Source organism: Kitasatospora sp. NPDC001664, assembly GCF_053596675.1.
In genome coordinates, this window is sequence record NZ_JBSFGS010000011.1 from 74,555 (window position 1) to 97,582 (window position 23,028).

General features: G+C 71.3%; 15 protein-coding genes. 11 read left to right on the plus strand and 4 right to left on the minus strand.

Going from position 1 to position 23,028, the window contains the following annotated elements; all coding sequences use genetic code 11:
- Window position 1: 1 nt before the first annotated feature.
- Together ACWCYY_RS17185 and ACWCYY_RS17190 are read right to left on the minus strand one after the other, a co-directional pair.
- Entirely contained in the window at window positions 2–766 is a 765-nt protein-coding gene (locus ACWCYY_RS17185) for an ABC transporter permease (protein WP_449796488.1), read from the minus strand.
- Window positions 763–1,686, minus strand: a complete 924-nt coding sequence (locus ACWCYY_RS17190) for an ABC transporter ATP-binding protein (RefSeq protein WP_345280654.1) — start codon at window positions 1,684–1,686, stop codon at window positions 763–765. The genes ACWCYY_RS17185 and ACWCYY_RS17190 overlap by 4 nt, the downstream gene beginning before the upstream one ends.
- A 164-nt stretch (window positions 1,687–1,850) precedes the next feature.
- On the opposite strand from ACWCYY_RS17190, the gene ACWCYY_RS17195 reads away from it, so the two are divergent.
- Genes ACWCYY_RS17195 through ACWCYY_RS17230 form a run of 8 tightly spaced genes read left to right on the plus strand, consistent with a single transcriptional unit; the run spans window position 1,851 to window position 8,620 of the window.
- Window positions 1,851–2,693, plus strand: a complete 843-nt coding sequence (locus tag ACWCYY_RS17195) for a helix-turn-helix transcriptional regulator (RefSeq protein WP_345280656.1) — start codon at window positions 1,851–1,853, stop codon at window positions 2,691–2,693.
- On the plus strand, window positions 2,690–4,105 hold the full coding sequence (gene sufB / locus ACWCYY_RS17200) for a Fe-S cluster assembly protein SufB (protein WP_345280658.1): 1,416 nt from the start codon (window positions 2,690–2,692) through the stop codon (window positions 4,103–4,105). The genes ACWCYY_RS17195 and sufB overlap by 4 nt, the downstream gene beginning before the upstream one ends.
- 60 nt (window positions 4,106–4,165) lie before the next feature.
- Entirely contained in the window at window positions 4,166–5,395 is a 1,230-nt protein-coding gene (gene sufD / locus ACWCYY_RS17205; protein WP_345280660.1) for a Fe-S cluster assembly protein SufD, read from the plus strand.
- Entirely contained in the window at window positions 5,395–5,712 is a 318-nt protein-coding gene (locus tag ACWCYY_RS17210; protein ID WP_345280662.1) for a bifunctional 3-phenylpropionate/cinnamic acid dioxygenase ferredoxin subunit, read from the plus strand. The genes sufD and ACWCYY_RS17210 overlap by 1 nt, the downstream gene beginning before the upstream one ends.
- 6 nt (window positions 5,713–5,718) lie before the next feature.
- Window positions 5,719–6,483 (plus strand): Fe-S cluster assembly ATPase SufC, encoded by a 765-nt coding sequence (gene sufC / locus ACWCYY_RS17215; RefSeq protein ID WP_345280664.1) that lies wholly within the window; start codon window positions 5,719–5,721, stop codon window positions 6,481–6,483.
- 5 nt (window positions 6,484–6,488) lie between these two features.
- A complete protein-coding gene (locus ACWCYY_RS17220) occupies window positions 6,489–7,754 on the plus strand; it encodes a cysteine desulfurase (RefSeq protein ID WP_380149102.1) in 1,266 nt (421 codons plus the stop codon).
- Window positions 7,755–7,768: 14 nt separating this feature from the next.
- Complete coding sequence (sufU, locus tag ACWCYY_RS17225; RefSeq protein WP_345280666.1) at window positions 7,769–8,221, plus strand: Fe-S cluster assembly sulfur transfer protein SufU; 453 nt, start codon at window positions 7,769–7,771, stop codon at window positions 8,219–8,221.
- 21 nt (window positions 8,222–8,242) lie between these two features.
- Window positions 8,243–8,620, plus strand: a complete 378-nt coding sequence (locus ACWCYY_RS17230) for a metal-sulfur cluster assembly factor (protein WP_345280668.1) — start codon at window positions 8,243–8,245, stop codon at window positions 8,618–8,620.
- A 55-nt stretch (window positions 8,621–8,675) separates the two neighbouring features.
- On the opposite strand, the gene ACWCYY_RS17235 is transcribed toward ACWCYY_RS17230, so the two are convergent.
- A complete protein-coding gene (locus tag ACWCYY_RS17235) occupies window positions 8,676–11,456 on the minus strand; it encodes an FG-GAP-like repeat-containing protein (RefSeq protein WP_449796489.1) in 2,781 nt (926 codons plus the stop codon).
- A 233-nt stretch (window positions 11,457–11,689) separates the two neighbouring features.
- A complete protein-coding gene (locus ACWCYY_RS17240; RefSeq protein ID WP_449796490.1) occupies window positions 11,690–13,039 on the minus strand; it encodes an MFS transporter in 1,350 nt (449 codons plus the stop codon).
- 357 nt (window positions 13,040–13,396) lie between these two features.
- Here ACWCYY_RS17240 and ACWCYY_RS17245 point away from each other — a divergent pair, with 357 nt between their 5' ends.
- The 3 genes from ACWCYY_RS17245 (at window position 13,397) to ACWCYY_RS17255 (ending at window position 22,950) form a co-directional block, all read left to right on the plus strand.
- Window positions 13,397–15,007 carry a hypothetical protein gene (locus ACWCYY_RS17245; protein ID WP_345280674.1) on the plus strand — a complete coding sequence of 537 codons (1,611 nt, stop codon included), beginning with the start codon at window positions 13,397–13,399 and terminating at the stop codon, window positions 15,005–15,007.
- 384 nt (window positions 15,008–15,391) lie between these two features.
- Window positions 15,392–22,525, plus strand: coding sequence for an RHS repeat-associated core domain-containing protein (locus ACWCYY_RS17250; protein ID WP_449796491.1), 7,134 nt, complete (start codon window positions 15,392–15,394; stop codon window positions 22,523–22,525).
- A 116-nt stretch (window positions 22,526–22,641) separates the two neighbouring features.
- Complete coding sequence (locus ACWCYY_RS17255) at window positions 22,642–22,950, plus strand: hypothetical protein (RefSeq protein WP_449796492.1); 309 nt, start codon at window positions 22,642–22,644, stop codon at window positions 22,948–22,950.
- Window positions 22,951–23,028 lie beyond the last annotated feature (78 nt).

Here is a 23,028-nt window from a genome sequence, read left to right on the forward strand (position 1 = left end):
GCTACTCCCAGCGGAAGAAGCGGGCCGCCAGGCCCAGCCCCAGTACCGCCCAGGCGCCGAGGATGCCCAGGTCCGCCCAGGGCATCCCGGCGCCGTGCTGGAGCACCCCGCGCAGCCCGTCGGAGAGCGCGCTGATCGGCAGCAGCTCCAGCACCGGCCGGACGGCCTCGGGGAACTTGGACAGCGGCACCACCACGCCGCCGGCCAGCAGCAGCAGGACGAACACCAGGTTGGCCGCCGCCAGGGTGGCCTCCGCGCGCAGCGTCCCGGCCATCAGCAGGCCGAGGCCGGAGAAGGCGGCGGTGCCGAGCAGCAGCAGGGCGGCCACCGCGAGCGGGCTCCCCTGCGGGGACCAGCCCAGCGCCAGGGCGATCACCGAGAGCAGGGCCACCTGGAGCACCTCGGTCACCAGCACGCAGCCGGTCTTCGCGGTCATCAGCGCCCAGCGCGGCAGCGGGCTGGCGCCCAGCCGCTTGAGCACGCCGTAGCGCCGCTCGAAGCCGGTGGCGATGGCCTGGCCGGTGAAGGCGGTGGACATCACGGCGAGCGCCAGCAGCCCGGGGGCCAGGAAGTCGACCCGCTTGCCCGGGCCCTCCACGTCCACCACGTCCACGGCCGAGAACAGCACCAGCAGCACCGTCGGGATGACCACGGTGAGCAGCAGCTGCTCGCCGTTGCGCAGCAGCATCTTGGTCTCGAACGCGGTCTGCGCCAGCAGCATCCGCCCGACCGGGGCGGCACCCGGCATCGGCTCGTAGGTGGTCATCGCAGTTCCCGTCCGGTCAGTTCGAGGAAGACGTCTTCGAGGCTGCGCCGACGCACCGTCAGCTTCTCGGGCAGCACGCCCACCGAGGCGCACCAGGCGGTCACGGTGGCGGGCAGCGCCGGATCGAGGGTGGCCTCCACCCGGTAGCTGCCGGGGGAGGTCTCGGTGGCGTGGGCGCCGTCCGGCAGGGCCTTGCGCAGGCCGCCGAGGTCCAGGCCGGCCGGGGCCTCGAAGTGCAGGGCGGACTCGGAGCCGCCGCGGCAGAGCTCCTCCACGGTGCCGTCGGCGATCACCCTGCCGGCGTCCACGATCGCCACCCGGTCGGCCAGCTCCTCGGCCTCGTCCAGGTGATGGGTGGTCAGCACCACCGTCACGCCGTCCCGGCGCAGGTCGCGGACCAGCTCCCAGGTGGCCCGGCGGGCCTGCGGGTCCAGCCCGGCGGTGGGCTCGTCCAGGAAGACCAGCTCGGGGCGGCCGACCACGGCCATCGCCAGCGCCAGCCGCTGCTGCTGCCCGCCGGAGAGCCGGCGGTAGGTGGTGCGGCCGCAGGAGCCGAGGCCCAGCCGCTCGACCAGCGCGTCCACGTCCAGCGGGTGGGCGTGCAGCTTCGCGGTGTGCCGCAGCATCTCGACCGCGCGGGCCCCGGCGTACACGCCGCCGGACTGCAGCATCACGCCGATCCGGGGCCGCAGCGCGGCCGCCTCGGTGACCGGGTCGAGGCCCAGGACCCGGACGGTCCCGGCGTCCGGACGGCGGTATCCCTCGCAGGTCTCGATGGTGGTGGTCTTGCCCGCGCCGTTCGGCCCCAGGACGGCGGTCACGCTGCCCCGGGCGATGGTCAGGTCGAGCCCGTCCACGGCCGTCTTGGGGCCGTACCTCTTCACCAGCCCGGTGACCTGGACCGCTGGTTCGCTATGCATGCGGCTGAGTCTAAGAGGGCCCGCACCGGCCCCCGGACGGGGCCTCGATGATCACAAATCCCAGGTCAGGTAAGGCTTACCTGCGTGACAGATGTCATCGGTGAGGTGTGGATCACGGCTTGAACCTCCGGAAGGAATTACGCAACAATCGTGTTGTGAAAAACATGCGCGAGCACGCCCAGCTGCCGGAGGCCCACGCGGCCCCCGGCTGCGCCGTGCCCGCGTCCCCGGAGACGGACGGCCATCCGGCCACCCGGGACAGGGTCGCCCGCTCGATCCTGGACCACGGGCCGTCCTCCGCGGCCGACCTGGCCAGCCGCCTGGGCCTGACCGCCGCCGCCGTCCGCCGCCACCTGGACGGCCTCGCCGCCGCCGGGCTGGTCGACGCGCGCGAGCAGCGGGTCTACGGCAGCCGCGGCCGCGGCCGCCCGGCCAAGGTCTTCGCCCTCACCGACGCGGGCCGGTCCGCCTTCTACCAGGCCTACGACCAGCTCGCCGCCGACGCGCTGCACTGGATCTCCGAGTCGGTGGGCGGCGGCAAGGCGGGCGAGGAGGCGGTCGCCGCCTTCGCCCGGGCCCGCTTCGGCCGCCAGGGCGAGCGCTACCGCGCCGAGCTGGAGCTGGCCGATTCCGGCCAGCGCGCCGAGGCGCTGGCGAAGGCGCTGAGCGCCGACGGGTACGCTGCCACGGTGCGGCGAGTGCCGTCGGCGGCCTCCCCCAAGGCGCCGGCCGGCGCCCAGCTCTGCCAGCACCACTGCCCGGTCGCGCACATCGCCGAGCAGTTCCCGCAGCTCTGCGAGGCGGAGACGGAAGTCTTCTCCCAGCTCCTGGGCACCCATGTGCAACGGCTGGCCACCATCGCCCACGGCGACGGGGTCTGCACCACCTATGTGCCGGCACCCGGTGCCGCACCGTCAGCTGGCGCCCGCCAGCTGCCCGGTGCCGTGCCGACTGCCGGTACGTCCACTCCACCAGTACCTGCGTCCGCGCGGAGGAACCTCGCATGACTGACACCGTTTCGCACCCGGAGCTCGAGGGCCTCGGCACCTACGAGTACGGCTGGTCCGACCCGGACGCCGCCGGTGCCACCGCCAAGCGCGGCCTCAGCGAGGACGTCGTCCGCGACATCTCGGCGAAGAAGTCCGAGACGGAGTGGATGCTCAACCTGCGCCTGAAGGGCCTGAAGCTCTTCGGCAAGAAGCCCATGCCGACCTGGGGCTCCGACCTGACCGGCATCGACTTCGACAACATCAAGTACTTCGTGCGCTCCACCGAGAAGCAGGCCGAGTCCTGGGAGGACCTGCCCGCCGACATCAAGGCGACGTACGACAAGCTGGGCATCCCGGAGGCGGAGAAGCAGCGCCTGGTCGCCGGTGTCGCCGCGCAGTACGAGTCCGAGGTCGTCTACCACCAGATCCGCGAGGACCTGGAGGAGCAGGGCGTCATCTTCCTGGACACCGACACCGCGCTCAAGGAGCACCCGGAGCTCTTCAAGGAGTACTTCGGCACCGTGATCCCGGCCGGCGACAACAAGTTCGCCGCGCTGAACACGGCCGTGTGGTCCGGCGGCTCGTTCATCTACGTGCCGAAGGGCGTGCACGTGGACATCCCGCTGCAGGCCTACTTCCGGATCAACACCGAGAACATGGGCCAGTTCGAGCGGACGCTGATCATCGTCGACGAGGACGCCTACGTCCACTACGTCGAGGGCTGCACCGCCCCGATCTACTCCTCGGACTCGCTGCACAGCGCCGTGGTCGAGATCATCGTCAAGAAGGGCGGCCGCTGCCGCTACACGACCATCCAGAACTGGTCGAACAACGTCTACAACCTGGTGACCAAGCGCGCCGTCGCGTACGAGGGCGCCACCATGGAGTGGGTCGACGGCAACATCGGCTCCAAGGTCACCATGAAGTACCCGGCCGTCTACCTGATGGGCGAGCACGCCAAGGGCGAGACCCTGTCGATCGCCTTCGCGGGCGAGGGCCAGCACCAGGACGCCGGCGCCAAGATGGTCCACATGGCCCCGAACACCTCCTCGAACATCGTCTCCAAGTCGGTGGCCCGCGGCGGTGGCCGGACGTCGTACCGCGGTCTGATCGAGATCGGCGAGGGCTCCAAGGGCGCCAAGTCCAACGTGCTCTGCGACGCGCTGCTGGTGGACACCATCTCCCGCTCGGACACCTACCCCTACGTCGACGTCCGCGAGGACGACGTCTCGATGGGCCACGAGGCGACGGTCTCCAAGGTCTCCGAGGACCAGCTGTTCTACCTGATGAGCCGTGGCATGACCGAGTTCGAGGCGATGGCGATGATCGTCCGTGGCTTCGTGGAGCCGATCGCCCGCGAGCTGCCGATGGAGTACGCGCTGGAGCTCAACCGGCTGATCGAGCTGCAGATGGAGGGTTCGGTCGGCTGACCCACCGTCAGCCGCCGTCACCCGCCCGACTTTTTGAGGAAGAGAGCACCACGAACAGCCATGGCTGAGCAGAACACTTCCGGCTCCACCACCGCCGGTTCGATCGAGGTCGGCACCGCCGGTGCCGGCGCCCAGCTCGCGGGCCCCGGCACCGGCCGGGCCACCGTCAAGCAGCCGATCGACGCCCGCGTCGCGGTCAAGCCCTCGTACGACGTCAACGACTTCCCGGTGCCGCACGGCCGCGAGGAGGACTGGCGCTTCACCCCGCTGCACCGCCTCGGCGGTCTGCACGACGGCACCGCCGCCGAGGGCGCGGCCGGCCAGGACAAGGTCGAGCTGAGCCTGCCCGAGGGCGTCACCGCCGAGACCGTCGGCCGGGACGACGCCCGCCTGGGCAAGGCCGGCAAGCCGGTGGACCGGGTCGCCGCGCAGGCGTTCTCCGCCTTCCAGCAGGCCCTGGTCGTCACCGTCCCCAAGGAGACGGTGCTCACCGAGCCGGTCCGGATCGACGTGCACGGCGAGGGCGGCACCGCCTTCGCGCACGTGCTGGTCGAGGTCAAGCCCTTCGCCGAGGCGGTCGTGGTGATCAACCACACCGGCACCGGCGTCCGGGCGGCCAACGTCGAGCTGCTGCTCGGCGACGGCGCCAAGCTCACCTTCGTCTCCATCCAGGACTGGGAGCGGGACGCGGTGCACGCCGCCCAGCACACCGCCCTGGTCGGCCGGGACGCCTCGCTCAAGTCGGTCGTGGTGACCTTCGGCGGCGACGTGGTCCGCCTGCACCCGCGGGTCAGCTACGCCGCCCCCGGCGGCGAGGCCGAGCTCTTCGGCCTGTACTTCGCGGACGCCGGGCAGCACCTGGAGCACCGCCTGGTGATCGACCACGACACCCCGCACTGCCGGTCCAACGTGGTCTACAAGGGCGCGCTGCAGGGCCAGGACGCGCACGCGGTCTGGGTCGGCGACGTGCTGATCCGCGCCGCCGCCGAGGGCACCGACACCTACGAGCTCAACCGCAACCTGGTGCTCACCGACGGTGCCCGGGTCGACTCGATCCCGAACCTGGAGATCGAGACCGGCGAGATCGTCGGCGCCGGCCACGCCTCGGCGACCGGCCGCTTCGACGACGAGCAGCTCTTCTACCTGATGGCCCGTGGCATCCCGGCCGACGAGGCCCGGCGCCTGGTGGTCCGCGGCTTCTTCGCGGAGCTGGTCCAGCAGATCGGCGTCCCGGAGATCCAGGACCACCTGATGGAGAAGATCGAAGCCGAGCTGGAAGCGGCCGTCTGATGAGCTTTCTCCGAGCCTGCGCGCTGTCCGAGCTGGCCGAGGACACCCCCAAGCGCGTCGAGCTGAACGGCGTACCGGTGTCCGTCGTCCGCACCGAGGGCGAGGTGTTCGCGATCAACGACATCTGCTCGCACGCGAACGTGTCGCTCTCCGAGGGCGAGGTCGAGGACTGCATGATCGAGTGCTGGCTGCACGGCTCCAGCTTCGACCTGCGCACCGGCAAGCCCAACGGTCTGCCCGCCACCAAGCCGGTCGCCGTCTATCCCGTGAAGATCGAAGGGGACGATGTGCTCGTCTCCGTCAACCAGGAGTCCTGAGTACACATGGCAACGCTTGAAATCCGTGACCTGCACGTCTCCGTCGAGGCCGAGAACGGCCCCCGCGAGATCCTGAAGGGCGTCGACCTGACGGTCAAGCAGGGCGAGACGCACGCGATCATGGGCCCGAACGGCTCCGGCAAGTCCACCCTGGCCTACTCGCTGGCCGGCCACCCCAAGTACACCGTCACCGGCGGCACCGTCCTGCTGGACGGTGAGGACGTGCTGGAGATGTCGGTCGACGAGCGCGCCCGGGCCGGCGTCTTCCTGGCCATGCAGTACCCGGTCGAGGTCCCCGGCGTCTCGGTCTCCAACTTCCTGCGCACTGCCGCCACCGCCGTCCGCGGCGAGGCCCCCAAGCTGCGCACCTGGGTGAAGGAGGTCAAGGAGGCCATGGCCGCGCTGTCCATGGACCCGGCCTTCGCCGAGCGCAACGTCAACGAGGGCTTCTCCGGCGGCGAGAAGAAGCGCCACGAGATCCTCCAGCTGGAGCTGCTCAAGCCGAAGATCGCGATCCTCGACGAGACCGACTCCGGCCTGGACGTCGACGCGCTGCGGATCGTCTCCGAGGGCATCAACCGGGTCCGCTCGACCGGTGAGGTCGGCACCCTGCTGGTCACGCACTACACCCGCATCCTGCGGTACATCAAGCCCGACCACGTCCACGTCTTCGCGGGCGGCCGCATCGTCGAGTCCGGCGGTGCCGAGCTGGCCGACAAGCTGGAGAACGAGGGCTACGAGGCATATGTGAAGGGCGGCGCTTCCGAGTGACGATCATTCATCCCGGCTCGGCGCTGACCGGGCTCCTGGACACTGACGCGATCCGCAAGGACTTCCCGGTCCTCCAGCGGCTGCTGCACGACGACAAGCAGCTGGTCTACCTGGACAACGCGGCCACCTCGCAGAAGCCCCGCCAGGTCCTGGACGCGCTGAACGCGTACTACGAGCGGCACAACGCCAACGTGCACCGTGGTGTGCACGTGCTGGCCGAAGAGGCCACGGCGCTCTACGAGGGTGCCCGCGACAAGGTCGCGGCGTTCATCAACGCGCCGAGCCGGGATGAGGTGATCTTCACCAAGAACGCCTCGGAGTCCCTCAACCTCGTTGCCAACATGCTGGGTTGGGCCGACGAGCCGTACAAGGTGGACGCCGACTCGGAGATCGTCATCACCGAGATGGAGCACCACTCCAACATCGTGCCGTGGCAGCTGCTCTCGCAGCGCACCGGCGCCAAGCTGAAGTGGTTCGGCCTCACCGACGAGGGCCGTCTCGACCTCTCCAACATCGACGAGCTGATCACCGAGAAGACGAAGATCGTCTCCTTCACGTTGGTCTCCAACCTGCTCGGCACCGTCAACCCGGTCGAGACCATCGTCCGCAAGGCCCAGTCGGTCGGCGCCCTGGTGCTGATCGACGCCTCGCAGGCCGCCCCGCACATGGTGCTGGACGTCCAGGCGCTGGAGGCCGACTTCGTCGCCTTCACCGGCCACAAGATGCTCGGCCCGACCGGCATCGGCGTGCTGTGGGGCCGTCAGGAGCTGCTGGAGGACCTCCCGCCGTTCCTCGGCGGCGGCGAGATGATCGAGACCGTCACCATGGGCGCCTCGACCTACGCCCCGGCCCCGCACAAGTTCGAGGCGGGCACCCCGCCGATCGCCCAGGCGGTCGGCCTCGGCGCGGCCATCGACTACCTGTCGAACATCGGCATGGAGAAGATCGCCGCCCACGAGCACGCGATCACCGAGTACGCGGTGCAGCGCCTGCTGGAGGTCCCGGACCTGCGGATCATCGGTCCGCGCAGCGCCGTGGACCGGGCCGCCGCGATCTCCTTCACGCTCGGCGACATCCACCCGCACGACGTCGGCCAGGTGCTCGACGAACAGGGCATCGCGGTCCGGGTCGGCCACCACTGCGCGCGGCCGGTCTGCCTGCGCTTCGGCGTGCCGGCCACCACCCGGGCCTCGTTCTACCTCTACTCGACGCCGGGTGAGGTCGACGCGCTGATCGACGGCCTGCACCACGTCCGCAACTTCTTCGGCTGAGGGGTGAGCGCGGCATGAAGCTGGACTCGATGTACCAGGAGATCATCCTGGAGCACTACAAGAACCCGCACGGCAAGGGTCTGCGCGACGGCGACGCCGAGGTGCACCACGTCAACCCGACCTGTGGCGACGAGATCACCCTCCGGGTGAAGCTCGACGGCCCGGTGGTCGCGGACGTCTCCTACGACTCCCAGGGCTGCTCGATCAGCCAGGCCAGCGCCTCGGTGCTGAACGAGCTGGTGGTCGGCAAGACGGTCGGCGAGGCCCAGGCGATCCAGGAGGCCTTCCTGGAGCTGATGCAGAGCAAGGGTCAGGGCGAGGGCGACGAGGAGGTCCTGGAGGACGCGGTCGCGTTCGCCGGGGTCTCCAAGTTCCCCGCCCGGGTGAAGTGCGCGCTGCTGAGCTGGATGGCCTGGAAGGACGCCACCGCCCAGGCGCTCTCCGAGCACCCCGTCGTCAACGACTGAACTACTGATGAGGACTGACTCATGAGCGACACCGAGGCCGGCACCACGCCGGCCGAGGGCCCGGTCCAGATCGTCGGCACCACCGCCGGCACGGTCTCGGTCGAGGACCTCACCGAGGCCCTGATGGACGTGGTCGACCCCGAGCTGGGCATCGACGTCGTCAACCTCGGCCTGATCTACGGGATCCACATCGACGAGGGCGACGTCGCCACCATCGACATGACCCTCACCTCGGCCGCCTGCCCGCTCACCGACGTGATCGAGGACCAGGCCAAGACCGCCACCGACGGCCTGGTCAAGGACCTCCGGATCAACTGGGTCTGGATGCCGCCGTGGGGCCCGGACAAGATCACCGACGACGGTCGCGACCAGCTCCGCGCGCTCGGCTTCAACGTCTGAGTGGTCGTCAGGAAGGCCCGGCTCCCCGTGGGGGATCCGGGCCTTCGGCGTTCGGTCAGGAGCGGGTGAAGTCGAAGGCGGTCGGGGCGGAGCGGTTGCCGCTGGGGTCGAGGGCGGTGACGGTGAGGCGGTGGGTGCCGGTGGTCAGGCCGTCCAGCGGGACGGACAGGGTGTTGTGGAAGGCGTCCAGGGTGGCGGGCGGGGCGCCGTCGAAGGAGTACTCGTAGGCGGCGATCCGGCCGTGGTCGTCGGAGGAGCGGACCAGCAGGCTGGTGGCGGCCTTCGGGGTGGCGGGGGCGGTCAGGTCGGCGGTGCGCTTGCGGTCGACCAGCAGGGTGCCGTCGGACCAGCGGTAGAGGTTGACCGGGGGCTGGGTGGCGTAGACCTTGCCCTGGCCGAGCTCGGTGAGGTCGGAGAGCGCGCCGGCCGCCAGCACCGGGCGGGAGCCGCCGAAGGCGCCGGTGCCGTCGCCCGGGTAGACGAAGGCGCTGCCGGCCGTCCAGCGGACCAGCAGGTCGTCCTTGCCGTCACCGGTGAAGTCGCCGCCGGTCAGTGAGGTGGCATCGCCCCAGGAGACCGGCGTGCCCGCCGCGGTGACCGGGACGCCGGCCGAGGCCGGGGTGGGGTACCGGAGCACCTGGCCGTCGGTCTGACGGATCACCAACTGGCTGCGGCCGCCGGTCTCGAAGCGGCCGGCCGTGACGTCGGCGACGAAGCGCCAGTCGATGGGAGAGGTGAGGGTGGTGGAGGGCTCGAAGGTGCCCCTGGTGGTGGCCGAGCCGGGGTAGAACAGCGCGTGGAAGGTGTCGTACCCGATCAGGTCCACCGTGCCGTTGCCGTCGAAGTCCCCGGCCACCAGGCCGGTGGCCCAGTCCCAGTTCCCGCTCGGGCCGAAGTCCTTCTGGTGGGCGGCGTCGTTCGGGAAGCCGCCGGTGCCCACGCCCAGGTTCAGCCGGAGCGGGGAGCGCGGGCGGCGGGTCAGCAGGTCGGCGTTGCCGTCGCCGTCGAAGTCGGCGGTCAGCACGTCGGGGGCGTTGCCCCAGGGGCTGACGGAGGCCCACTTGAGGACGGCCGGGGTGCCGAACAGGCCCGGGGCGGTGCCGGTGGAGGGCAGGAACTCGGTCTGGCCCTTGCCGGGGGCGGTGGAGCTGTACTGGTTGGCCCACTGGAGGACCAGGTCGTCCTTGCCGTCCTTGGTGAAGTCGGCGGCGACCAGGTCCTCGACCGCCTGCCAGCTCCGGCCGTCGGAGACCGGGACCTTGGTGGCGTACAGGCCCGGGCCGGTCGCCGGGTAGAGCGCCGTCGCCCCGGTGGTGTCGCGGATCAGCAGGGCGGTGGAGCCGCTGCCGGTGAAGTCCCCGGCCAGCAGGTCGGCCGTGCCGGGGAGCTTGTCGGCGCCGCCGGGGCGGACGGTGACGGCCCCCGAGACGGCGTACGCGCCACCGGTCTTGACGACGGGTCGGGCGCTGAAGTGGTCGTCCGCCCAGCGGACCAGCAGGTCACGGCTGGTGGGCGAGAGCAGGTGCCCGTAGGCGAGGTCGACCGCGTTCAGCAGACCGCCGGGGACGGGCAGCGGGTACGGGGCGGAGAGGGTGCCGTCCGCCTGGCCCTCGGTGACGGCGGCGGTGCCGTCGTCGTACTGGACCAGCAGATCGGCGAGGGCGTCCTCGTTGAAGTACCCGGCGGTCAGGGAGCGGACGGCGGTCCAGCCGGAGGCCAGCTGGCGGGCCGCACCGAAGCCGCCCTTGCCGTCGCCGGGGTGGAGCACGACGGTGCCGGTGGCGTAGCGCAGCACCAGGTCGGCGGCGCCGTCGCCGGTGAAGTCACCGGCGGTGCGGTCGACCGCGTTGACCCAGTCGTTGCCGGAGCCGATCAGGCCGGGGGAGTTGAAGACCAGCGGGGCCGACGGGGCGGCGGTGTCCTGACTCCAGGTCAGCTCGGCGTGGTAGACGGCGTGGTCGGAGAGGTGCCCGGCCGGGTCGGTCCAGGCCGTGGGGGTGGTGAAGGCGGAGGCGGTGCCGAAGACGTAGTCGAACTTGCGGTCGTCGCCGATCGGGACGGTGTTCGGGGCGGTGTCGAAGGTGGTCGACTCGCCGGAGCGGCAGTCCGTCAGGTGGCGGCAGACAGGCGGGAAGTACAGCCGGTCGCGCTGGTCGGCCTCGATGAAGCCGCCGTTGCCCTCCTGGGCCTGGTAGAGCAGCCCGAGGTTGGGGTCGGTCGGGTCGGCGTTGAAGTCACCGGACAGCACGGTCGGCCGACCCTGGCCCCACTCCTGGATCCGGTCCAGCACCACCGGGAGACCCTGGGCGCGCAGGCCGCCGAGGCCGCCGTCCAGATGGACGTCGCAGGCCTGGACGGGGTGCGTGCCGACGGTCGCGTTGGCGCAGATCAGCGGGCGGGGCTCGCGGGCCGGGTCGAGCGGCTTGAGCACCAGGCTGCGGAAGACCGGCTGGTGCACGGTCTTGACCAGCAGGGCCGCGCCGAAGGAGGTGGTGACGCCGCCCCACTTCTGGCAGCCGCGCTGGGTGGGGCTGAGGTCGAGGCCCTTGAGGTAGGAGAGCGTGTACGCGGGGAGGGCGGCGCGGAGCAGGTCCGCCTGGCCGGCGCAGACCTCCTGGAGGTTGACGACGTCCGGGTCGGCGGAGGTGAGTGCCGCCGTCATGGCGGCGGTCCACTCGGCGGGGGCCAGCGGGGACTGGCAGGAGGACTGGCCGCAGATGTTGTAGGTGACCACCTTGAGCGGCGGCTCGACGGCGGCGGCCTTGGCCTGACCGGGTATCAGGGCGGTGAACAGGGCTGACAGCAGCAGGGCTGCCTTGACGTGAAGTGATCGCACGACAGCGCACCTTAGCGGCGCCAGGGGCGCGAGGAACTGCGCGGCTCGGAAGGCGGCTCACCGGCAACTGACCCACCGTCAGCCAGTTGCCGGTGCTGCCTTTCCACCGCGCGCAGTTCCCCGCGCCCCTGGTGTGACCACTTCCGTCAGCCGGGTGTGCCGTTCCCCCGCGCGCCCGCGCGGCGGAGCCGCAGATTAGGTAGAGCCTCGCGCCCCCGGTGTGACCACTTCCGTCAGCCGGGTGTGCCGTTCCCCCGCGCGCCCGCGCGGCGGAGCACCGCTCCTGCCAGGCCGAGGCAGGCGACCGCGACCAGGCCGACGAAGGCGGAGACGGCGGGGAGCAGGCCGTAGGCCTGGACCGCGGCGCCGACGCCGACGATGGGGAGGGATGAGCCGAGGTAGACGATGACCCAGAGGGTGGAGAGTTCCGAGCCGCGGCGTTCGGGGTCCATCGCGGCGACGGCGGTGGTGAACAGGGAGCGGAAGGCCACGCCCTGGCAGGCGCCGCCGAGGACGCTGCCGAGGAAGAGGAGCGCGGCGGTGCCGGTCCAGGCGGCGGTGACCACCAGGCCGAGGCCGAGGGCCAGGCCGGCCATGCCGACGGCGATGACGACGCGGTCGGAGGTGGGCGGGATGAGCAGCTGGGCCACCGCGGAGGAGCCGAGCAGCAGGGCGGCCACCACGGCACCGATCAGCGAGGAGCTGCTGCCGAGCAGCTTGGCGGAGAAGGCGGGGGCCAGGCTGAGGTAGACGCCGAAGACCGCGTAGGAGGCGAAGCCGGCCCCGGCGGCGAGCAGGAACTCGCGGCGGCCCACCTGCGGCAGCCGCAGCCGCCGCGGCCGCAGGTGGGCCGGGGTGGTGATGCGGGGCGGGGCGGCGGCGGGGCGGCGGCCGCCGGGCTTGCGGGGGTGGACCAGGGCGAGCGGCACGCAGAGGACCAGCAGCAGCACCGCGTGCACCAGGAAGGGCGTCAGCAGCGGGTGCTCGCCGGTGGAGAGCAGCGAACCGATCACCGGGCCGAGGGCGACGCCGCCGGCCGAGCAGGCCAGGGTGAGCTTGGCGGCCAGGGTCTGGTGGTCGGGGAGCAGGTCGCCCAGGGCGGCTCCGGCGGCACCGGTGGCCAGTGCGACGGCGACGCCCTGGACGGCGCGGCCGGCGGCCAGCTGCCAGAAGCTGCCGGCGGTGGCGAAGAGCGCGTCGCCGGCGGCGGCCAGCGCGACGGCGGGCAGGATCATCGCCCGGCGCCCGAGGTGGTCGGACCAGTGGCCGACGGCGGCCAGCACGGGGACCAGGGCGAAGACGTAGACGGTGAAGAGGATGGTGGTGTCGAGCGCGGTGAGGCCGAGTTGACGCTGCAGCACCGGGTAGATCGGGGTGGCCAGGTTGGCGCCGATCAGCAGGAGCAGCAGGGCCGTGGCCACCAGGCCGACGCGTACGCCGCGCAGCGCGTTCCAGCGGCTGATCGCGGAGAGCTGGAGCTGCGTGCGTGGTGCGAGCTCCAGGGGGAGCAGGGCCTCCGAGAGCCGGCGTCCTTCGAACTGGGCACTGCCCAGTCCGGCGCCGGCGGGGGAGAGGTCCGCCATGGCAGGGGTCTCCTGTGGCCGGGCACCACCGAGGGCGGCCCGGGCCTGGGGTGGTGGCCTGCCGGCGGAGCCCTGGTGGGGCGGGGGAAAACGAGGGGGTGGGCGACGTTGCCCTGGGTGCGGTCCGTGGGTTGTGGTACCGCGCGCCTGCTGAAGGATACGTGTTCGAAAGGGTGGCAAATCGCCCTCCGGAGTGTCGTCTGCGCCACTTCGGCAAGTAGGGCCCGGGACTGCGTCAGGTCCGGGCGGCCCGGGGCGAGTGCCGAGGTCGGGGCGGGGGCGCGCGGCGTGCGGCCCGGGCGGGCGGGGGCTCGGACGGCTACGCTGAGTTGACGGACCGGCACCATCCGGTCGGCAGTGACCACCGCCACACCGGGAGAGCGCAGCACGATGGCCGGACGACGCAGCACCCCTGACAACCCGTCGGACAGCCCGGCCGCCGAGAGCCTGCTGCCCGCCGACTACGACCTCGCCGACCTCTACGGGGCCTTCGCCGCGCACGGCCGCCCGGACGAGGACGACGCGGCGGTGCTGGTGCCGCCGGTCGAGCTGCCCTCGGACCGCGAGCTGGCCGACGCGGCGCTCGCGGTGCCGCTGATCGGCCAGGCGTTGAAGCTGGCCCGCTGGGCCGCCCCGCACCGGCCGGTGGACGAGTTCGGCGACCTCCCGGCGGCCGACCGGGCGCCCGCCGCCCGGCTGATCGGGCTCGGCGAGGGCGAGGACGCCGAGGTGGAGGCCGTCCGGGCGTGGTCGCTCGCCTGCGACCTGGACCTGGTGGAGATCGGCACCACCGAGGCCGGCGAGCACGTGGCCATCCCCGGCCCCGACCTGGAGGCGGCCGAGCAGGGGGACGAGGAGACCGTCCTCGAACTCTGGCTGACCGCCGCCGGGATCGTCCGCGAACTGGCCGCCGAGGCCGACTCGCTGGACCTGGAGGACGAGGACGGCGGCGCCGACGACGAGGACGAGGACCGGCTCTCGGCGGTCGAGGAGTCCCGCAAGGCGGCGGCCGAGCTGCTCGACGAGGCGCTCCAGGTGCTCTACGAGACCACCGCCTTCGCCGAGCCCGGTGAGGAGACCGTCCCGCTCGGGGTGCTGGCCGCGCTGCTGGTGGTGCCCGAGGGGGAGGAGCCGGACGAGGAACTGCTCGGCGACATCACCGACCTGATGGTCACTCTGGACCCGATGCTGGCCGACCTGGCCGAGCTCGGCCTGCTGGAGCACCGGCCGATCGATCCCGAGCTGTTCGAGGAGGAGGACTCCCCGGCCGCCGGTGACGAGGAGCTCAGCGAGGAGGAGTCGGCCCGCTTCGGCCTGGTCCGGCTGACCCCGCTGGGCCAGTACGGCGTGCGGCAGTGGCTGCTGGAGGACGGCTACGACGCCCCGCTGGTCGGCGAACTCGCCCAGGGCGACGCCGAGACGGTGCTCCGCGCCGTCACCGAGACCGCCAACGTGCTGCCCGAGCGGGAGCTGCTGATCTGGCTGGCGGGCAAGGATCCGGCGCAGGCCGCGCGGGAGCTGCTGGCGGCCGCGCGGGGCGCCGACGCGTTCTCGCCGGTGCGGCGGCTGCTGGTGGTGCAGACCCTGGAGGTGATCGGGGAGCAGGCCCGGGCGGCCGCGGTGGAGGTGCAGGACGATCCGGAGCTGGGCGGCGCGGCGCGGGCCTGGCTGCTGGCGCAGGGGGAGCAGGTGGTGGCGCCGGAGCGTTCGATGGTGCTCTGGACCGCGGTCGACGGCTTCGCGGCGCAGCTGCTCACCAGCGAGGGCGAGGCCGAGGTGCTGCGGCGGCTGGTCGCGGAGCTGCCGGTGACCGCCAACCCGGCCAGCTTCTTCGGTGAGCTCTGGCGCATCGACCACCCGTACACGGCCGACGTCCTGGAGGCCATCGGCGAGCTCCACCTGGACCGCACGGTGGCGAAGGAGGCCCGCAAGGCCGCCTTCAAGGCGCGCTCGCAGCAGAAGGGCTGACGCGTCGTCAAAATCCATTGCGGGTAAGGGCGTGCGCTGCGATCCTGTCCCTATGGGCAGGCGCGGCCGCCCATTTCCTTCGCATTCGGGCGCCTGTAAAGCAAATGCCGTCATTGTCCTGATTGAGGGCTGCTCCTGAGTAAAGGAGTATCCAAATTCCCTGGTCAGGCCTGGCGTGTACCCCCTGGTTTTCCTATGTTCGTGTCGCCTCATGCGTCTGCATGAATTTCTTTCGATGACGCCCCGACAGCGGTCGGGGCGTCATTTCTCTGTCGTGCGACGAACTTTGGAGAATTCGTGGGTTCACCACGTGTGCCCGGACGCGCCCGGCGGCGGCTGAGAAGCCGTCCGCGAGGAGCGGGACTGATAGCACTGGCCGTTCTGATGTCGGTTCCGGCCATTCCGTCCGCCGAAGCGCTGGCCGCGAGCGGACCGCACCCGAAGGTGTGGACACCGCCGAACACCCCGCTGGAGCGGACCGCCTCGGTGGCCGGCCAGGCCGCCGAGAAGAAGGGCCAGAAGACCAACGGCGGCGTGCCGGTCGAGTGGCGGGCGAAGGCCCCCGCCGCCAAGAGCGGCACCGCGACCGTCGCGCTCTCCGGCGTCTCGCCCGAGCAGGCGGCCGCGCGCAAGCTGACCGGCGGCGCCTCCCCGTCCGCCGGCCGGACCGCCTCCCGGCAGGCCGGGGACCTCCCGGTGTACCTCACGGACGCCGCGGCCGGCCGGGCCGGTGGCGACCCCGCGGTGAAGGTCGGCGTCCTGGACGCCGACCGGGCCAAGGCGGCCGGGGCCACCGGCGCCGTGGTCACCCTGGAGAACGCCGGTGACCCGGCGGCGCAGGCCGGTCCGGTCGAGGTCACCCTGGACGTCGCGGCCCTGCCCGGCGTCACCGGCTGGGCCGACCGCGCCCAACTGGTCCAGCTGCCCGCCTGCGCGCTGACCACCCCCGAGCGCACCGAGTGCCAGCAGCGCACCCCGGTGCCCTCCGTGCTCGACGCCCGGACCGGCCGGCTGACCGCCAAGGTGGAGCTGCCGAAGGACGCGCAGCCCGCCGGTGGCCTGCGACTCGACTCCGCCCCCGCCGCCGCCCCCGTCGGCGGCGGTGCGATGGTGCTGGCCGCCCAGGCCGCCCCGTCCGGCTCGATGGGCTCCTTCGCCGCGACGCCGATCGCGCCCTCCGCGGCCTGGAGCGCCGGCTCCAACGCCGGGAACTTCACCTACTCGTACACCTTCGACATGCCGACCTCGATCGGCGGCGCCGCGCCCGGCGTGATGCTCGGGTACGACTCCTCCTCGGTGGACGGGCGGACGGCGGCGAACAACTCGCAGTCCTCCTGGATCGGTGACGGCTGGGACTACTCGGCCGGCTCGATCTCGCGCTCGTACAAGCCCTGCCTCAAGTCCGGCATCGACATGTCCGGCGACGAGTGCTGGGCCGGGCAGTCGCTCCAGCTCAACCTGGCCGGCCACTCCGGCACGGTGGTCAAGGACGACACCAGCGGCGTGCTGCGCCTCCAGGGCGACGACGGCACCCAGATCACCCCGCTGACCGGGCTCGCCAACGGCGCCTGGAACGGCGAGGGCTTCAAGGTCACCACCACCGACGGCACCCAGTACTACTTCGGCGCCAACCACCTCCCCGGTGGCGACGGCACCGACCCCGCCACCAACTCGGTGAACACCGTGCCGGTCTACCACCCGCACGCCGGTGACCCCTGCTACTCCTCCGGCACGGGGCTCGCGTCCTGGTGCCAGATGGGCTGGCAGTGGAACCTCGACTACATCGTCGACCTGCACGGCAACCTGATCTCGTACAAGTACGCCAAGGAGGGCAACTACTACGCCCGCGGCGGTGGCCAGAACAACGGCACCGGCACCCGCACCGCGTACGACCGCTACTCCAACGTCACGCAGATCGCCTACGGCCAGCGGCTCGCCGACCAGATCACCGCCAAGGGCGCGGCCAAGCCCGCCGCCCGGATCGACTTCACCACCTCGGAGCGCTGCTTCGCGGCCGGCTCGATCACCTGCTCGGACGCCCAGCGGGTGGTGGCCAACCAGTCCTCCTGGCCCGACACCCCGCTCGACCAGGCCTGCGCCGCGACCGGCACCTGCACCAACTACGGCCCGTCGTTCTGGACCTCCAAGCGCCTGACCAAGGTGGAGACCACCATCCAGGTGGCCGGCGCCGCCCGCGTGGTGGACACCTGGACGCTGAACCAGGTGTTCTCCGACCCGGGTGACGGCACCTCGCCCACTCTCTGGCTCTCCTCGATCCAGCGCACGGCCAGCAACGGCCAGACCTCCGCCACCCTGCCCGCGGTGTCGTTCACCGCGATGCAGATGGCCAACCGGGTGGACGGCCTGGTGCCGGCCGCACCGCAGTTCAACCGCCCCCGGATGAGCTCCATCACCACCGAGACCGGCGGCCGGATCAACGTCACCTACCGCCCGGTCGAGTGCTCGCGGGTGAACGGCACCATGCCGGCCTCCGAGGCCGGCAACACCATGCCGTGCATGCCGGTCAAGTGGGTCCCGCCGGGCTCCCCGGCCAACACCAAGCCGGTCGACGACTGGTTCCACAAGGTCATGGTGGCCTCGATCAGCGAGCAGTCGCTGGTCACCAGCACGGTCGCCAAGCTCACCGAGTACACCTACGGCGGCGGCGCCGCCTGGCACCGCAACGACTCCGAGTTCGCCGACGACGACACCCGGACGTACGACAACTTCCGCGGCTACCAGACCGTCACCACCACCACCGGCACCGGCACCGACGGGGTGAAGACCAAGTCCGTCGCCACCTTCCTGCGCGGCATGGGCGGGCAGGTCACCGACAGCTGGGGCTCCACGATCACGGACTCCGAGGAGCTCGCGGGCGCCGTCCGGGAGACCCAGACCTACGAGTCGGCCGCGGCAGGCGCCAAGGTGGTCTCCGGTGAGCTGACCACCCCGTGGCTCTCCGCCGTCACCGCCACCCACACCCAGACGGGCAACCTGCCCAAGGTCACCGCGCGGTACAGCAACACCGCCCAGGTGAAGAGCCGGGCCCTGCTCTCCGACGGCACCTGGCGCACCACCCAGCGGGACGCCACCTACGACGAGACCAAGGGCGGCCGGGTCGTCACCGTCGACGTCAAGGGCGACCTGGCCCACGTCGCCGAGCAGCAGCAGTGCACCACCACCAGCTACGCCACCGGCTCCAACGGGCAGCTGATGGAGCTCCCGTACCGGGTGCTGACGCTGGCCGGGCCCTGCGGGCAGACGCCGACCGCGGCCAACACCGTGTCGGACGCGCTGACCTACTACGACGGCAAGGCCCTCGCCACCTTCGGGACCGAGGCCAACCAGACCGAGACCCGGGTCCTGGAGTCCTACAACACCGACGGGACCCCGAAGTACCGGATCACCGCCCAGGCCGAGTACGACGCGTACGGCCGCCAGAGCGCGACCACCGACCCCGCCCGCAAGGACACCGCCCACCCCAACGGCGCCCGGACCTCCACGGTCTACCTGCCCGCCACCGGTGAGCTGCCCACCTCGGTCGAGGTGACCAACCCGCTGGGCTGGAAGTCCACCACCACCGTGGACCCGGGCCGCGGCCTGCCGACCAAGGCGGTCGACGAGAACAACCACCTCACCGAGGAGGCCTACGACGCCTTCGGCCGCCTCACCTCGGTGTGGCTGCCGGGCCGGGACCGGGCCACGCAGAGCGCCAACCGGGTCTTCGAGTACGCCCTGAACGGCTCCACCGGGCCGTCCACGGTGACCAGCCGGAGCATTCGCGAGGACGGCAGCTACTCCAGCAGCATCCAGATCTACGACGGTCTCGGGCGCGTGCGGCAGAGTCAGTCGACGCCCGCCTTCGGGACGGTCGGACGGTTGATCTCGGAGGCCGAGTTCGACTCGCACGGTTGGCAGATCAAGGCCACCGCCGCGTACTACAACGCGGACTCGGGCCCGGTCTCGACGATCTTCAGCCCGCAGGACTCGCAGGTGCCGGCCCAGAGCTGGAACGAGTTCGACGGACTGGGCCGGATCACCGCGGCCAAGTTCATGTCCTACGCCCAGGAGCAGTGGCGGAACACCACCGCCTACCCGGGCGCCGAGCGGGTCGACCTGACCCCGCCCGCGGGCGGGTACGCGACCTCGACCGTCACCGACGCCACCGGCGCGACGGTGGAGCTCCGGCAGTACCAGGGGAACACCCCGACCGGGGCGTACAACTCCACCACCTACGGCCACGACGCCTCGGGCAAGCCGATCTGGCGTCGTGACTCGACCAACCACGAGTGGCGCTACACCTACGATCTGCTGGGCCAGCAGGTCAGTGCGACCGACCCGGACACGGGCACCTCCACCAGCTCGTACGACGGGGCGGGTCACCTGGTCACGGCGACGGACGCCAAGGGCAGGTCGACCAGCTTCACCTACGACCTGCTCGGCCGGAAGACCGCGCAGTTCGACGGGACCGACGTCACCAACTCGGCCAACCAGACGGCCTCGTGGGTCTACGACACCAAGGCCAAGGGCAAGCCCACCTCCTCGACCACCTACGTGGGCGGCCTGAACGGCCAGGCGTACACCAGTGCCTTCACCGGCTACGACCTCGGCTACCGGCCCACCGGGACCACCGTCTCCATCCCGTCCACCGAGAAGACCCTCGGCGGCACCTACAACACCGCACTCACCTACAGCGCCGTCCTCGGACTGCCGAAGACCACGACGCTGACCGGTCCCACCGGCTACCTGGCCGAACGGATCACCAACTCCTACGACCTCGACGGCAACTTCATCGGGTCGAGCGGCAAGGACGCGCTCGTCAGCGACGTGCAGTACGACGTCTTCGCCCACCCGACCCGCACCACCGTCGGCGTCTACGGCAAGCAGGTCGTCTCCACCCAGCAGTTCGACCAGGGGACCGGCCGCGTCGTCCAGTCCACCCTGGACCGGCAGACCGGCTCCACCCACGTCGACCTGACCGGCTACACCTACAACAAGGCCGGGGCGCTCACCTCGGTGAGCGACCTCCAGGACGGCACCAACACCGACCTGCAGTGCTTCACCTACGACTACCTGGGCAGGCTGACCGCGGCCTGGGCCGACAAGGGGACCGTCACCACCGCTCCGGCGCCCTCGGTCCCGGGCATCGGCGGATGTGCGAACGGGGGCGAGCCGACCGCGGCCACCGCCACCACCCGGGTCGGTGGGCCGGCGCCGTACTGGCAGTCCTACTCCTACGACCTCACCGGCAACCGGACCAAGTTCGTCCAGCACGACGTGACCGGCGTGGTGGCCAAGGACAAGACGGTCGACCAGACCTTCGCGACCGGCCCGAACGCCAAGACCACCGACCCGTCCACGGGTGGTGGCACGGGCGGTCCGCACGCGCTGCTCACCGCCAAGACCACGGTGAACGGCACGTCGAAGCAGGCCACCTACGCGTACGACGAGACCGGCAAGACCACGGCGATCACCGACACCGACGGCACCAAGAGCCTGACCTGGGACAACCAGGGCAAGGTGGCCAAGGTCGACAAGAGCGGGACCGCCGATCCGACCAGCTACGTCTACGACGCGGGCGGCAACCAGCTGATCCGCCGCACCAACTCCAAGGTCACGCTGAACCTCGGCATCGACGAGATCACCATGGACGTCGCGTCCACGGCCCTGACGTCGACCCGCTACTACGGGGGGCCGGGCGGGCTCACCATCGCCCGCGTGACCGACGCCGGTGGCGGCAAGCTCTACTACCAGGCCGCCGATCCGCACGGGACCAACGGTGTCCAGATGGACGCCGCGACCCTGACCGTGGTCCGCCGGCCGACCGACCCCTTCGGCAACCCGCGCGGCAGCCAGCCGGGTGCGGGTGTGTGGGCCGGCAGCAAGGGCTTCGTCGGCGGCACCACCGAGGGCACGGGCTTCACCAATCTCGGGGCACGCCAGTACGACCCGGTCGCCGGCCGGTTCCTGTCCGCCGACCCGGTCTTCACCGAGGGCGACCCGCAGTCCTGGAACGGCTACGCGTACGCCGACAACAACCCGGTCAACCACGCCGACCCGACCGGGACCTGCATCCCCGACGACGCCGGCCGGTGCATGTCGGCCGCGGCCTGGACCGCCTACTTCAACCAGACCAACGGCAGCAGCGGCACCGGTACCGGTACCGGTGGCGGAGCCCCCGGCACCACCACCACGTCGACGTCCAGTGACACCCGGAGCAAGGCCGCGGCCGACCTCGCCGCCGCCCAGCGGCAGAAGCAGGCGGCCGACGAGGCCCTCGCCAAGGCCAAGCAGCAGCGCGAAGAGCTGATGAGCAAGGTGGTCGACGTCGTCGGCGACCTGATCGGCTTCAACGACGCCCGGGACTGCTTCACCAAGGGCGACGTGATGGGCTGCATCAACACGGCCCTGAACTTCGTCCCGTGGAGCAAGGTCTTCAAGGCCGTCAAGGTCGGTATCAAGGCGTTCAAGCTCTGGAAGGAGGGTGAGAAGGCCTACGACGCCATCCGCGGTGCCGAGCGCGTCGCGAAGGACGCCGAAGAGGCCCTGAGCACGGCCCGGAAGACCGAGAAGGAGGCCTCCGAGGCGGAACAGGCGGCCACCCACGCCGATGAGGGCGGTGGTGCCTCGGCCTGCACCTGGACGCCGAGACCGCACAGCTTCCCCGAGGGGACACCGGTCAGACTGGCCGACGGCAGCTCCAAGCCGATCGAGCAGGTGCAGCAGGGCGACCTGGTCGTCGCCACCGACCCGCAGTCGGGTGCGACCACCGCCGAGCCGGTCAGCGCGACCATCACCACCCCGGACGACGAGGACTTCACCGACCTGGTGCTGCGTCCGGAGGGTCCGGACGGCACCTCGGCCGGCCCGGTGAAGCTCACCTCGACCTGGCACCACCCGTACTGGGACGCCACCACCCGGAAGTGGGTGGACGCCCACGACCTCCAGGCCGGCCACCGGCTGCGCCAGGTCGACGGCACCGAGGTCACCGTCCTCGACGTCCGCAACTACCACCAGCAGGTCGTCACCCACGACCTCACCATCACCCGGGTCCACACCTACTACGTGCTCGCGGGCGGCGTGCCGGTCCTCGTGCACAACGCCAACCTGCCCGAGCAGTGCGGCCCGATCACCTCGGACACCCATTTCGCGGACGTGGAGGTGTCGGACGCGCACGGCAACGTGATCGACACGTACAGCCTGCGGAGCGGCTCCACCTCGCCGGAGGAGGCCGCCATCGGTGTCGGCCGGGCGCGGCAGGCCGTTCACACGGAGCACCGGGCCGCCCGGGCCGCCGGTGGCGCGCCGATGGTGAAGGACCACGTCATCCACAACGACCCGTACTTCATGGCGAGCCCGGTCCCCGAGGGCGGAATGGTGCGCATCACGGGCACCAAGGCTCCGTGCGGCCCGTGCCAGAAACAGATGAGGCTGTCCGCCGAGGACACCGCGTCCACATTCGAATATCTGTGGCCCGACGGAAATGGAGGAATGAACATCTGGTCATTCGACGGATGACCGAAGGAATCCATCCCGTCCCATGGTGAGGGGATGACCGGCCCTCATTTCAGGGGTTGGTGAACGGGGCTCCTGCCGGGCAGGTGGCACACTGTGCCCGGCAGGAGCCCTGCGCTATGATCGGCGCCATGGAAACCTCGCGAAACGAAGAACTCTGCGGAATCTGCGGGCAGTTGGTGGATTCCCAGCACGTGCACGCTGCCGTCGATGCGGGCGAGCGCATCGAGTACGTGGTGGTGGAGATCCGCGGCGTCACGGCCCACTACCAGGCGGTGAAGAACCCCTCCCGGACTCTCCGGACGGGCGCCCCGATGCTGGCGCAGCAGCTCGGAATCGAGCTGTCGGAGCTTCTCGGCCGTCACTACACGTGCCTGGTCACGCCGGCCGAGTACGGTGAGATCCGGAGCCAGTTCAAGCTGGTTTGACCACGCGGGCGGCCGATATTCCGAATGGATCCCGGAATCCGTGGGAAATGTCCACCCGTGGGATCCGGTCGATGGATT